The 12,609-nt window shown below is 71.0% G+C and carries 10 protein-coding genes; 7 read left to right on the top strand and 3 right to left on the bottom strand.

The features are described from left to right. Positions 1-67 precede the first annotated feature (67 nt). The 3 genes from ABZ453_RS47145 to ABZ453_RS47155 all read left to right on the top strand — a co-directional run bounded on the left by ABZ453_RS47145 (position 68) and on the right by ABZ453_RS47155 (position 2,580). Complete coding sequence (locus tag ABZ453_RS47145; protein ID WP_359025638.1) at positions 68-1,063, top strand: winged helix-turn-helix domain-containing protein; 996 nt, start codon at positions 68-70, stop codon at positions 1,061-1,063. A 9-nt stretch (positions 1,064-1,072) separates the two neighbouring features. Further along, on the top strand, positions 1,073-1,582 hold the full coding sequence (locus ABZ453_RS47150; RefSeq protein ID WP_359025640.1) for a glutathione peroxidase: 510 nt from the start codon (positions 1,073-1,075) through the stop codon (positions 1,580-1,582). A gap of 125 nt (positions 1,583-1,707) precedes the next feature. Continuing rightward, positions 1,708-2,580 (top strand): MerR family transcriptional regulator, encoded by an 873-nt coding sequence (locus ABZ453_RS47155; protein ID WP_359025642.1) that lies wholly within the window; start codon positions 1,708-1,710, stop codon positions 2,578-2,580. A gap of 39 nt (positions 2,581-2,619) precedes the next feature. Here ABZ453_RS47155 and ABZ453_RS47160 read toward each other — a convergent pair whose 3' ends face one another. Next, positions 2,620-4,479 (bottom strand): MFS transporter, encoded by a 1,860-nt coding sequence (locus ABZ453_RS47160; protein WP_359025644.1) that lies wholly within the window; start codon positions 4,477-4,479, stop codon positions 2,620-2,622. Between the two features lie 202 nt (positions 4,480-4,681). After that, positions 4,682-7,570: a D-alanyl-D-alanine carboxypeptidase gene (locus ABZ453_RS47165; RefSeq protein WP_359025646.1), complete on the bottom strand. Its 2,889-nt coding sequence runs from the start codon at positions 7,568-7,570 to the stop codon at positions 4,682-4,684. Positions 7,571-8,223: 653 nt separating this feature from the next. Here ABZ453_RS47165 and ABZ453_RS47170 point away from each other — a divergent pair. The 3 genes from ABZ453_RS47170 (at position 8,224) to ABZ453_RS47180 (ending at position 10,545) form a co-directional block, all read left to right on the top strand. Then, positions 8,224-8,982, top strand: coding sequence for a GPP34 family phosphoprotein (locus ABZ453_RS47170; protein ID WP_359025648.1), 759 nt, complete (start codon positions 8,224-8,226; stop codon positions 8,980-8,982). A 297-nt stretch (positions 8,983-9,279) separates the two neighbouring features. Then, entirely contained in the window at positions 9,280-10,137 is an 858-nt protein-coding gene (locus ABZ453_RS47175; RefSeq protein WP_359025650.1) for a helix-turn-helix transcriptional regulator, read from the top strand. 216 nt (positions 10,138-10,353) lie between these two features. Then, positions 10,354-10,545 (top strand): DUF397 domain-containing protein, encoded by a 192-nt coding sequence (locus ABZ453_RS47180; RefSeq protein WP_359025652.1) that lies wholly within the window; start codon positions 10,354-10,356, stop codon positions 10,543-10,545. Positions 10,546-10,663: 118 nt separating this feature from the next. Here ABZ453_RS47180 and ABZ453_RS47185 read toward each other — a convergent pair whose 3' ends face one another. Next, positions 10,664-11,503, bottom strand: a complete 840-nt coding sequence (locus tag ABZ453_RS47185) for a hypothetical protein (RefSeq protein ID WP_359025654.1) — start codon at positions 11,501-11,503, stop codon at positions 10,664-10,666. A gap of 80 nt (positions 11,504-11,583) precedes the next feature. On the opposite strand from ABZ453_RS47185, the gene ABZ453_RS47190 reads away from it, so the two are divergent. Beyond that, on the top strand, positions 11,584-12,369 hold the full coding sequence (locus ABZ453_RS47190) for an SDR family oxidoreductase (protein WP_359025656.1): 786 nt from the start codon (positions 11,584-11,586) through the stop codon (positions 12,367-12,369). Positions 12,370-12,609 lie beyond the last annotated feature (240 nt).

The following is a 12,609-nucleotide window of genomic DNA, read 5'->3' on the forward strand; positions in this document are numbered from 1 at the left end:
AGTCTCAGGAGGGCGCGACAGCGGGCGTTAGTGTTTCGCGCGAGCGCGAAAGGTCACTGGGGGTGGCATGGGCTGGTGGCAGATCAACGCGGACACCCTCGCGGGCAGCCGGTTCGTGTTGTCCCCGCTCGCCGAGACCCTCGCGTCCCTGAAGCTGCTGCACGCGGGCGAGGCCGCGCACCCGGGCGAGCGGGTCTGGCTGGGCCGGCATCTGCCCGGCTACCGCGCGCTGCTCGCCGCCGACCCCGTCACCGCGCTGCTGGTGCGCGCCGGGCTCGGCCGGGTGTGGACCGCGGACTTCCTCGCCCCGACCCCAAGGGACGGGGAGGGCGTCGAGGAGGGCCTCGCCCGCGTCCGGGCCACGCCCGCCGACCGGGCCCGCGCCGACCTCGTCGTCTCCCTGGCCGGCGGCCCGCTCCCCACCGCCCTGGACCGCGACGACCTGCCCGAACGCGCGGCCGGTCTGCTCTCCCACGTCTGGACCGAGACCGTACGGCCGTACTGGGACCGGCGCCGTCGGGTCCTGGAGGCCGATGTCGTCGCCCGCACCGCGCAGGTCAGCCAGGGCGGCTGGGCGGCCGTGCTGGACGAGCTGCGGCCGGGGCGGACCCGGTGGCTCGGTGAGAACCGGCTCCAGGTGAACCTGCACGAGTATCCGCCCCGCGAGATCTCCGGCGCCGAGCTCGTCTTCGTGCCGGTGACCCCGCAGCGGCAGGGCGGCTGGGTCGCCTGGGAGGACGCCCGGGAGCGGTACGCCCTGGTCTATCCGTGCGCGGGCGTGCTGTCGGACGGTGAGCGCAGGGCCGTGCCGGCGGCCCTCGGCGCGCTGCTGGGGGCGGCGCGGGCCGAGGTGCTGGTGCTGCTCGACTCACCCCTCAGCACGACCCAGTTGGTGGCCGTGACCGGGCAGGCGCTGGGGTCCGTCGGCCGGCATCTGAAGGTGCTGCTGGACGCCGGCCTGGTGGAACGCCGTCGTGCGGGGCGGTCGGTGCTGTACTCCCGTACACCGGCCGGCCACGTCCTGGTGGAGGCCCGGAACCGGGCCGACACTTACCGGAGTTAGCATCCGGTTATGACGACTGTAGAGAGCAACGGCGCCGCTCCCCTCGACGTGGAGATCGGCGCACTCCAGGGTGGATCAGCCGACCTGTCCCAGTACGCGGGCAGGGCGGTCCTCATTGTGAACGTGGCCTCCAAGTGCGGGCTGACCCCGCAGTACAACGGACTCGAGCGCCTCCACGAGCGCTACGCCGAGCAGGGCTTCACCGTCCTCGGCGTGCCCTGCAACCAGTTCATGGGGCAGGAGCCGGGCAGCGCCGAGGAGATCGCCGAGTTCTGCTCGGCGACCTACGGCGTGACGTTTCCGCTCACCGAGAAGATCGAGGTGAACGGCGAGAACCGGCACCCCCTCTACGACCGCCTGACCGGCTTCGCCGACGCCGAGGGCCACACCGGGGACATCCGCTGGAACTTCGAGAAGTTCCTGATCGGCCGCGACGGCAAGGTCGTCGCCCGCTTCTCCCCACAGACCGAGCCGGAGGCGGCGGAGGTCGTGACCGCCGTCGAGAGCGCCCTCGCCTAGACACCCGTTGACCTTGCCCCTGGGGCAGGCCCGAGCGTTCCCGTCACCGGGCGGAAAGGACCCGTCCGGTGACGGAGGACGAGCGAGCCGAAGGGGCGAGCCGCCCAGTGAGAGGGGCTGCTCTCGTGGACGAGGAACTGCTCACCATCGGCGCGTTCGCCGCGCGGGCGCGGCTGTCGGCGAAGGCACTGCGGCTGTACGACCGGCTCGGGCTGCTGGCGCCGGCGCAGGTGGACGAGCTGAGCGGCTACCGCTACTACCGTGCGGAGCAGGTGGAACGCGCGCGGCTCGTGGCGCTGCTGCGGCAGCTCGACATGCCCCTCGCCCGGATCGCCGAGGTGGTCGAGGCGGAGGGCGCCGCAGGCGCCGACCTGCTCGCCGGTTACTGGGCGGACGTGGAGACGCGCTTCGCCGGGCAGCGGACGCTCGCCGAGTACCTCCGTGGACGGCTGTCGGGGAGGAGCTCCGAGATGTACGGGAAGTTCGTGGTCGAGACGGTGGACGTACCCGAGCGGGTGGTGATCACCGAGTCGCGGCACACTCTGGCGGACGAGCTGCCGGCGTGGATCGGGGCCTCGCTCGGACGCCTGGAGGAAGCGGCCCGCGCGTGCGGGGGCGTGACGGCGGCGCCGTACGTCGTCTACCACTCCGAGGTGTCCATGGAGAGCGACGGCCCCGCGGAGTCCTGCGTGCCGGTCGCGGACGAGGCGGCGGCACGGGCGTGGGCGGCCGGGCGGGGACGGGCCTGGGAGACCGGGGTGCGAGTGGAGCCGGCCCAGCGGCTGGCCTACACCCGCATCACCAAGGCGCAGGTGGCCCACCCGCAGATCCTGGCCGCGTTCGAGGCGGTGGAGGAGTGGATGGCGCGGGAGGGCCTGGAGATGGCGGGCCCCTGCCGCGAGGTCTACTTCGCGGACTGGGACGCGGCGGCCCCGCAGGACGAGGTGTGCGACGTGGCGTTCCCCGTCAGGCGATCAGGCGGTCAAGCGGTCAGGTGATCAGGCGGTCAGGTGATCAGGTGCTCAACGGTCCGGTGATCACTTGAGCTCGTCGGGGCAAGGCGTACCGCGGGGCAGCGTGTAGGGGGCCGCCAGGCGGTACGTGCCCGCCTTCGGGGCGATCAGCATGGTCCACCGGTCGCCGTTCGCGTCCTTCTCCGTCTCCATCAGGCAGCCGTTGACGTTGTCGTACGACTTCGGCTGCCCCTCCGCCCGGTGCTTGGACGCCTCCGTCTCCTGCGGCGGCTTGAGCTTCTTGCCGTCGGCGTCGACGATGCTCAGCCACGGCGAGTACGGGATCTTGATGAGGATGCGGCCGGCCTTCTTGACGTCCATCGTCATCTCGCCCTGCTCGGCCCGGTCGACCACCGTGTTCGGCTCGGCCAGCGGGGCGGCGTCGGTGACCCGGAACAGCTGCCAGTTGGCGTCGCCCCAGATCTGCGTCAGATACGGCATGCCCCGCTGCACCAGCTCCCGCTCGCGCTCCCCGCCGTCGCCGTCCGGCTCGTCCTTGGGCAGCACGACGAAGTGGACGGCCCAGCGCTGCAGCCACTCGTGGTAGTTCGCCGAGTTGAGCGTGTCGTCGTAGAAGAGCGGGTTGCGCTCCATGTCGGCCTGGCGGTTCCAGCCGCGGGCGAGGTTGACGTACGGCGCGAGGGCGGAGGCCTCGCGGTGGGAGCGGGCCGGGACGACCTCCACGCGGCCCTTCTCGGCGCCGACCTTCTGGAGCTCGTTGACCAGCGGCGCGAGCTCGCGCGCCCAGGACGCGGTCGGGGTGGTGTGGACGACGTCGTCCACCGCCTTGAAGCCGATCCAGAAGACGAAGCCGGCGATGGCCACCCAGGTCAGGTACCACTCGCGGGAGCGCCGGACCTTGAACGGCAGCACCGCCACCAGCGCGACCCCCGCGAACAGCATCGCCAGCCGGGTGATGTTGGAGCCGATCTGCGAGCTGACCAGCCAGACGCCGAGCACGCCGAGGCCGTACACCACGGAGGTGAGCCGGACGGTCGTCCACTGCCTGGGGGTGAGCGCGAAGATGAAGACGGCGTAGATGAAGGGCAGGCTCACCGAGGCGATCGTCATCGGCTGGGTGCCCGAGAAGGGGAACAGCCAGGCCGAGACCGCCACCACCACGGCGGGCGCGATCCCGAGCGCCCAGGCGCCGGGGCGCCGTTTCTGCAGGAACAGCGCGACGGCGACCAGCCCCACGAACAGGCCGGCGACCGGCGAGGCCATGGTGGCCAGGGCCGCCAGCACGGCCGCGCAGGCGGCCTTCGCGCCCCGCTTGTGGCGCCACTTGTGCGGCCAGCAGAAGACGACGGCGACCGCGCCCAGCGCGAACACCGTGCCCAGTCCGAAGGTCACACGCCCGGAGGCCGCGTTGCACAGGAAGGCGTAGACCCCCGCCAGCGAGGCCCACAGCGGGTTCTTCACCGACCGACTGCGGATGAGGATCATCGTGAGCAGCCCGGCGGAGACCGTCCCCGCGATCATCATGGTCGTACGGACGCCGAGCACCGACATCAGGTACGGCGACACCATGCTGTACGACACCGGGTGCATCCCGCCGTACCAGGCGAGGTTGTACGCCGAGTCGGGGTGCCGGCCGACGAACTCCGCCCACGCGTCCTGGGCCGCGAGGTCACCGCCACTGTTCGCGAACGTGAAGAACCAGACGATGTGCAGAACGCCCGACAGGGCCGTCAGCGACAGCACCGGGTGACGCAGCAGCCGCTCGCGCAGGGCGTGGAAGGCCCGGATCGCCCTGGCTCTCGCGGAGGAGTCCGTACGACCGCTCTCGTGCCGCTCGTCGCGCGGTACGGGCACGCGTATTCGCGGGCCGGTTCCCGGGCCCGGGTCGGCGTCGTCGGCGCGTGTCGGCTCCGCAGTGGCCACCTGAAGGCACTCCCCGTGGGTGTCCTGTCTTGTGTTGAGAGACGCGTCCCGTTGGCCGTCCGTTGCCGACCACGTCCCGGGGCGGTCCCCGGCCGCGTCCCGTGGGCGGCGACCTGCCCCGTTTCGTGACGCTAGCACGCACCCCGCCGGACGGCTCCCAGGTGGGCCCGCCGACGGGGTACGTGGCAGCGGTGCGGCCGGTTCAGCCGAGACGGGTCAGCTTGGCGGTGAGTCCGGGTTCACTGAGGTCCTTCTGCAGGGCGACCGGGACCTTGACCGCGCCGCTGGTGCCGTCGCCGACGGTGAGCGTGCCCACGGTGGTGCCGGCCTTCGCGGAGTGCGGTACGGCGTCGGCGTCGAAGGACAGCTTCACCCGGAAGCCGGACCAGCCGACGGCGGCGACGTCCTTGGTGACGACGATGGGGGTACGGCCGCCGAGCTTGTCGTCCACGTACCCGACGACGTCGCCCTTCTTCAGGATCTTCGCCGACTTCAGCGCGTCCTGGGCGGCGAGCATCGCGGTCTTGCTGACCGCGTTGACCGTGTCGATGATCGGGCTCGTGTGCTGGCCGAGGATCGCGCCGACGACGGTGACCGTCTCGCCGTCGACCTCCTTCGTCGCGGCGAACAGGAGGTTGCCGCCGGCCTTGGTGGTCGTACCCGTCTTGATGCCGATGGCGCCGTTGTAGGGCACGAGCCGGTTGTAGTTGTCCCACTTCTTGCCGGAGGGGTCGACCCAGCTGGGGAGCTTGGTGATGGCCATCAGCGCCGGGATCTTGACCAGCTGGTTGCCGAGCTTGACCTGGTCCGAGGCGGTGGAGACGGTGGTCTCCTTCAGGCCGGAGGCGTCGGTGTACGTCGTGTTCGTCATCCCGAGCCGCTGGGCGGTGTCGTTCATCTTCTTGATGAACGCGGCCTCGGAACCGGCGTCCCAGCGGGCGAGGAGGCGGGCGATGTTGTTGGCCGACGGGATCATGATCGCCGACAGGGCCTGCTGCTCGGTGAGGACGTCACCCTTCTTGACGGTGGTGAGGGTGGACTCGCCGTCCTTCCAGTAGCCGGCCTCCTTCTCGGCGAGCGCGTCCACCGTGATCTTCGGACCGTCCTGGCCTGCCTTGAGCGGGTGGTCCTTGAGGACGATGTAGGCGGTCATCGCCTTGGCCACGGAGCCGATGGCCACCGGCGTCTGCTTGCCGAAGGCGCCCATCGTGCCGATGCCGTTGACGTCCATGCGGCCCTGGCCCTCGTTCGGCCACGGGAGGGTGACCGGGGAGCCGTCGAAGGTGTACGAGTCCTCGGCGGTGAGGGCGAGGGTGGGGCTGGGCAGGGGGCGCACGGCCTGCACGATCGCAAAGACGAGGGCGAGGAGCAGGACGAGGGGGGTCCAGATCTTGACCCGGCGCAGAATCGTGCGCACCGGGGTCTGGGGCGGGGGCGGGGTGTTGGTCAGCTCGGCCAGGAGGTCGAGCGGGGGCTTGGGCGGAAGCGGCTGCTGGGTGGTCCGCTCGGGGCCGACCTGCGGGACGGGTGCGGTGGCGTCCGCCGGCTTCCTGGTGGCGGGCTCGTCGAGGGGCTTGAGCGCGACGAACTTGCTGGTGCGCTCGGGGTCGGTCTTGGGCTCGGTCTTGGGGTCGGTCTTGGGATCGGTCTTGGGATCGGTCTTGGGGTCGCCGAGCTTGCCGTCCAGTTTCAGCATGGTGGTCGGCTGGTCGACCTGGGGCTTGGGTCGCTTGAAGACGGCGGTGGGCTGGTCGACGGGTTTGGCGGGTGCGTCGGCGCTGGCGCTGGCGTTGGCGTTGGCGTTGGCGTTGGCGTTGGCGTTGGCGTTGGCCGTTTTCCCACCCGCACCACCCGTGCGGCTCTCGTCGTCACCTGCGGGTGGCCCCTCAGGTCCTTTCCCACCATCGGCGACCGCGGGCCCGCGCACGGGAGCCACACCGCCGGGCGCCTCACCGCCACCGGGGACTTTGTCCTCGACCTCGGGCTGGTCGTCCTCGACCTCGGGCTCGCCATCGTTGCCACCGGGCCGGGCGTCGTCGATCGCGGGGCGGGCGTCCTCGATGTCGTCCTCGGCGTCCTCACCCGCGGGGCGAGCATCCTCGACGCGAGACTTCCCAGCGCCGGACTGAGCGTCCTTGGCAGCGGGCAGAGCGTCCTCGACGCCGGACTCGGGGTCCGTCCCCGTGAGCCTGAGGGTCTCAGCGGCAGGCCGCTTGGCCTCAGCGCCGGAGCGGGGGTCTTCACTCGCGGGCCGGGCATCCTCGACGCCGGGCTCCGGGTCCTCCCCCGCAGCGCCGGAGGTCTTGGCCGCAGGCCGTGCGTCCTCAGCGCCCGAGCGGGGGTCCTCGTTCGCGGGCCGGGCGTCCTCGACGCCGGGCTCGGGGTCTCCGGCCCCGGAGCGGGGGTCCCTGGCGGCGCTGGGTGCCTTCGGCTTGTCTTCGGGCTCGGGCTCGGGGCTGTCGTCGTTCTCGTCTGTTGCGGCGCTCTCGGGCTCCGCGGTCTCGGAGGCGTCCTTGGCGTCCCCCGTACGCACCCACGCCGCGACAGCGGCACGCAGGCGGGCGTCACCGCCCGTCTCGCCGTCGCCGGCGACTTCAGCGGAATCGTTACCCTCCGCCGAGCCGTCGCCCTCGGCGTCGGCGTCCCGCGCGCTCGCGGAGTCACGGCCGTCCTCGGCGTCGCCGGACTTCCCGGCACCGTCCACGTCCGAGTCGCCCGTACCCGCGGTGTCCTTCGCGTCCTGGGCACCCTCGGACTCCCCGGCCTCCGCAGAACTCCGGAGGCCCTGAGCGCCCACAGCGCCGTCGGCGGCGCTCTCTGCGTCCTCGGCGTCCCCGGTGGACTCCCCGGCCGTCTCCGACCGGCCAGAGCGCCGCTCGGACGCCGTCTCGCCGTCCGCGGCACCGCCGCCGGGCGTCTCGTCGTCACCCGTCTCCGCCACAGCCCCGCCCGAGGAGCCGTCGGTCATCGCCTCGCCAGACGCCCCCTCGGCCTCCCCGTCGGTCCCTCGGCCGTTCTTGGCGCCGGTCGCACCGCGGTCGGCCCCCGCGATCCCGTCCCCAGCGGCACCGCCGTCAGCCCCCGCAGTCACACCGCCGGACGCGCCACCGTCAGCCCCCGCGGCCCCGCCGCCAGACGCACCGCCGCCAGTCCCCGCGGTCCCGTCCCCGGACGCGCCACCGTCAGCCCCCGCAGACTCCCCGTCGGCCCCGCCGTCCGTCGTCCCGGTCGGCGACGGTGTTCCCTCGGGCCCTTCGTCCGACGTCGCCCCGGGCGCCCCCGGCTCAGGAGAGGCCCCGGGGGCGTCCGTTCGCTTCAGGTCCCGTACCGAGAGGGTTCGGGTCGCCGTGTCGACGCCGCCTCGGGGGGTGGACGGATCCCGGGACACCGCCATGCGGGGGTCGCTCGGGTTGGGAACCGGAACCGCGCTCCCCGACGTCGGTTCTGCCGACGACTCGCGCTGCTTCGACCTGTCGGGGGACTCGCCCGCCACCGATGCCTCCTCCATCTGCCGCCGCATGCCCCGCACGCGGCTGCCGAACCGTCAACCGAACCGTGAATCGCCGCCCGGGACACCGCCGTACGCGCTGTCCGAACCATGTACCAGTGTCCTGTGTGGGGGCTTAACCCCTGCGGTAGACGAGAACGACATACCTACCGGTTCCCTCACAAACAGGTCACGCACCCTCGACAGACCAATGTGAGAGGGGTCACCCTGTCTTTCATCCACGCGGGGAGGCATGGATGGGCAGGAGCCGCAGAACACTTCCGGAGGAGCTTCTGTTGCTGGCACTGGACCCGACCACGGGTACCACTGCGCAGCCGCAGTCGCTCGACCTCGGTCTGGCCGGAGCACAGCTAGTGGAGCTGGCGCTGGCCGGACGGATAGCCCCAGACGGGGATCGTATCGCCGTGGTGGCCCCACGGCCGACTGGAGATCCAACGTTGGACTGCGCGTTGGAGTTGCTGCGAAGGCGTGGCGCTCCCGTGCGGGCAGTGAACTGGATTGGCGGGCCGCGTCTCGGGCTGCGCCAGACCTACCTCTCGCATCTGGAGCGGTGCGGCATGGTGCATGCCGTGGCCGGTCAGATGTGCGGGGTACTGCCGACGACTCGCTACCAGGCGACGGACACCGACATCAGCCGGGAGATCAGGGCCCGGCTGGATTCCGCGATCCGTACCGGCGTACCGCCGGACCCACGGACCGCGGCGCTCGCCGCACTGGCGCACGCGGTCGGTCTCGGCAAGCATCTGTACCCGGGCAACGAGGGTCGTTCGTCCAGGTCCCGGCTACGGGACCTGATCCGGCACGACCCGATGGGCGGTCTCGTCGCGCACGCCGTGATGGACGTCCAGAACGGCGTGGCGGCCCAGCCGCGCCGCAGCCCGGCCCCGGCCGGCCGCCAGGCCGCCGCCGGACCGGCGAGGTCCGCACCGGAACCCGCTCGTGGCGTTCCGATGCAGCCGCGCCGGGGTTCCATGGCACGCGTCGTGGCCCACTGAGCCGCGGTTCCACGACACAGCACCACCCACGCACCACCCATCGCACCACCGAGAGCCGCACCCGAGTCCCCCGACCCGGTTCGGGAGCCGCTGGTTCGCGCGGGGTGACGAGACCGCGAGGTCTTGTCACCCCGCGCAGCCGCATGTCCAGCCTGTTCGCGCCGGGTGCCGTGAACTGACGCGCGTTCAGCGCATATCCATCGTTTGCCAGCGGTAGAAAGCACCTTGGTGGCAGTCTGCTCAACAGCAGATACGCAAAGTGGTAACCAGAGGTCCGCAGCCGGAGGTGCACGTCCCGTGGCGTCCAATGTCAATCCCACCGTCAGGCGGCGCCGGCTGGGCCAGGAGCTGCGCCGGCTCAGGGAACTCAAGGGCATGACGGCCGAAGAGGTCGCGGAGCGGCTGCTGGTGTCCCAGTCGAAGATCAGCCGGCTGGAGAACGGGCGGCGCAGCATCAGCCAGCGCGACGTGCGCGATCTGTGCGGGGTCTACGAGGTGGAGGACCACCGGATCGTCGACTCCCTGATGCAGATGGCCAAGGACAGCCGCCAGCAAGGGTGGTGGCACTCCTTCGGGGACATCCCCTACAGCGTCTACATCGGACTGGAGACGGACGCGGCCAGTCTGCGGGTGTACGACCCCCAGGTGGTGCCGGGGCTGCTGCAGACCCGGCAGTACGCGGAGGCGCTGATCACGGGGGCGCTGCCGGAGACGGCCGCCGCCGACGTGGACAAGCGGGTGCAGGTGCGGCTGCGGCGGCAGGAACGAATCACCGCGCCGGACAACCCGCTGCGGCTGTGGACCGTGATGGACGAGGCGGCGCTGCGCCGGGTGGTGGGCAACAAGTCGCTGATGCGGGACCAGTTGGAGCATCTGGTCGAGCAGGCCCAGCTGCCGCACGTGACCGTGCAGGTGATCCCCTTCGACATGGGCGCCCACCCGGGCGTGAACGGCCAGTACGCGATCCTGGAGTTCCCCGACGCGGCCGACTCCAGCGTCGTCTACATCGAGGGCGTGACCAGCGACCTGTATCTGGAGAAGGCCAACGACGTGCAGAAGTACAGCGTGATGTACGAGCACCTCAGAGCGCAGGCGCTGAACCCGGAGCATTCGCGTCAGTTCATCGCGGACATCGCGAAGGAGTACGCGCGCTGAATCGGCCAACGGCGCCCGTACGGGCCGCCATCGACGGAAGGGGCCGTACAGTACACCTTCCCCAGGCCGAATTGGAAGACCCGCCTGGAATATGCCATCCAGTTGAGTGAATAGTCGCTTCGTAAGCCGAGGTGGGCGAGTAACGTCGATCACGCCAATCGGGCAGCAGGGTTGGCGGAAACCCAGTAACTCATCACCAGGCATTACGGAGCAAAAATGGCAATTCGTCAGGGCGCCACGACCACCTGGACCAAGTCCTCGTACTCCACCGGCAACGGCGCGTGTGTCGAGGTCAAGTCCCCGGTGATCGCGGCCATGGCCGTACGGGACTCCAAGGTCGCCGACGGTCCGGTGCTGGCCTTCCCGGCCGACGCGTGGAACGCCTTCGTCACCTCGGTCAAGGCGTAACGGCACGCCGGTCACTCACGTATGAGACAACTGCACAAGCTTCACCACCAGAGCCCTCTCGACCAGCCCGCCGTCCTTGCCGAGGGGGCTCGGCTTGTGTCCGGAAACGGCGCACCGGCTAACGCAGCCGGTCGACGTACCGGTCCGTGCCGGGCACGGTGGGGATGAACGGGGCCACCAGTTCCACCCTCCCCAGGCCCGCCTCCCCCACCGGCCCGTCCAGGTCCGTGAAGCACGCCTCCCAGCAGTCGCGCGGATCCGCCTCCAGGAACCACAGCAGGGTCAGCCGGGTGTCGACGCCCTCCACCTGCTTCACATAGGTCATCCGGTCCCCGGGCAGCGGTGTCGGCCGGAACACGGTGACCATGGCGGCCGGGGAGCCCGCGAGGCGCTTGGGCAGGTGCCGCGAGCGCAGCCACTCCAGCAACTCGGGCCGCTGCTCGGGGGATTCGGCGTCGATCACCTCCACCACCAGGCCCGCGTAGGGGTGGTCGAGGGCGTGGAAGTCGCGCGGCCCCGCGGCGCCGTCCCGGTACACGGTCGCCTCGTGATCCTGGAAGGCCGTGAAGACGTGCGTACGGTCCTGGTAGACCCGGGCGTCCCGGTTGAGGCGCCGGTTGATGGCGACGGTCCACTTCATGTGGTCGTCGTAGCGGCCCTCGGTGACCCAGTACGTCGAGATGTAGCAGCCGGCGGTGACGGGCTGGGCGATCGCCGACTTCTCGGGGTAGCGCAGGAGTTGGAGGTCACGGGTGGCCACCCAGCGGCGGCCGGCGTACATCCAGGGCATGGCCATGGCGCCGGCGTAGTAGTGGTCGTCCTCGTACCAGCGGTTGTACGCGTACTCGTGGCCCGGGTGCGGTTCGACCATGGTGATCAGGGCGTGGCCCGGCCGTACCCCGTAGGGCCCCACGGCGGCCAGCTCGGCGTACACCTCACTGCGGGTTTCCTCGCTCACGTCGCTCCCCTTCCGTCCTCCGCCGGTCGCCCATACTCTGACGCCCCGTCAGATAATTGGCCATACCCCCGGAGGCTCGGATGTCACTGCTCACGGGCAAGACCGTCGTCGTGTCGGGAGTCGGCGCCGGGCTCGGTCACCAGGTCGCCGCCGCGGTCGTGCGGGACGGCGGGAACGCGGTGCTGGGTGCGCGCACGGAGGCGAACCTCGCCAAGAGCGCCGGCGAGATCGATCCGGACGGGGCGCACACGGCGTACCGCTCGACGGACATCACGGACGAGGGGCAGTGCGAGGCGCTGGCGGGGCTCGCCCGGGAGCGGTTCGGGCGGATCGACGCGGTGGTCCATGTGGCCGCCTGGGACAGCTACTTCGGCGGTCTGGAGGATGCCGACTTCGCGACCTGGCAATCGGTGATCGACGTGAACCTGCTGGGTACGCTGCGGATGACGCGGGCCTGTCTGCCAGCACTCAAGGAGCGCGGGGGCGCGGTGGTGTTCATCGGGACGCAGTCGTCGGTCGCGGCGCCCACCCAGGTGGCGCAGGCGGCATACGCGGCCTCCAAGGGGGCGCTGACGAGCGCGATGTACTCGCTCGCCCGGGAACTCGGGCCGCACCGCGTGCGGGTCAACACCGTGCTGCCGGGCTGGATGTGGGGGCCGCCGGTGCAGGCCTACGTGCAGTTCACGGCGCACACCGAGGGTGTCCCCGAGGCGGAGGTGCTGGGGCGGCTGACGGGCCGGATGGCGCTTCCCGACCTCGCCACGGACGCGGACGTGGCCGACGCGGCCGTGTTCCTGGCCTCCGACCGGGCCCGGGCGATCACGGGGCAGTCGCTGCTGGTCAACGCGGGGGAGCTGATGCGCTGAGGGTGGATTTCAGCCACGCTAAAAATTCATATACGTAAACGTTGGCCATCGAGCGGAACATTTTTGCCGTCTCTTGACCCGACGCTTGCTTGCCGTGATCATGCCACCCCACTCAGAGTTCACATGCCCGAACCCGGCAGCGGACCCTGGAAGGGGGCTCATGAACAGTCTCGACTGGGCCGTGCTCATCGGCTACTTCGGCGTGATGGTGGCGATCGGCGTCTGGTCGCACAAGCAGGT

Source organism: Streptomyces sp. NPDC005799 (genome assembly GCF_040630525.1).
GTDB classification, from domain to species: Bacteria; Actinomycetota; Actinomycetes; order Streptomycetales; family Streptomycetaceae; genus Streptomyces; species Streptomyces griseorubiginosus_B.

Excerpts from the sequence above, each read along its gene's own strand:
- ABZ453_RS47190 (WP_359025656.1), top strand. The coding sequence starts at position 11,584 with ATGTCACTGCTCACGGGCAAGACCGTCGTCGTGTCGGGAGTCGGCGCC.
- ABZ453_RS47170 (WP_359025648.1), top strand. The coding sequence starts at position 8,224 with ATGGGCAGGAGCCGCAGAACACTTCCGGAGGAGCTTCTGTTGCTGGCA.
- ABZ453_RS47145 (WP_359025638.1), top strand. The coding sequence starts at position 68 with ATGGGCTGGTGGCAGATCAACGCGGACACCCTCGCGGGCAGCCGGTTC.
- ABZ453_RS47150 (WP_359025640.1), top strand. The coding sequence starts at position 1,073 with ATGACGACTGTAGAGAGCAACGGCGCCGCTCCCCTCGACGTGGAGATC.
- ABZ453_RS47180 (WP_359025652.1), top strand. The coding sequence starts at position 10,354 with ATGGCAATTCGTCAGGGCGCCACGACCACCTGGACCAAGTCCTCGTAC.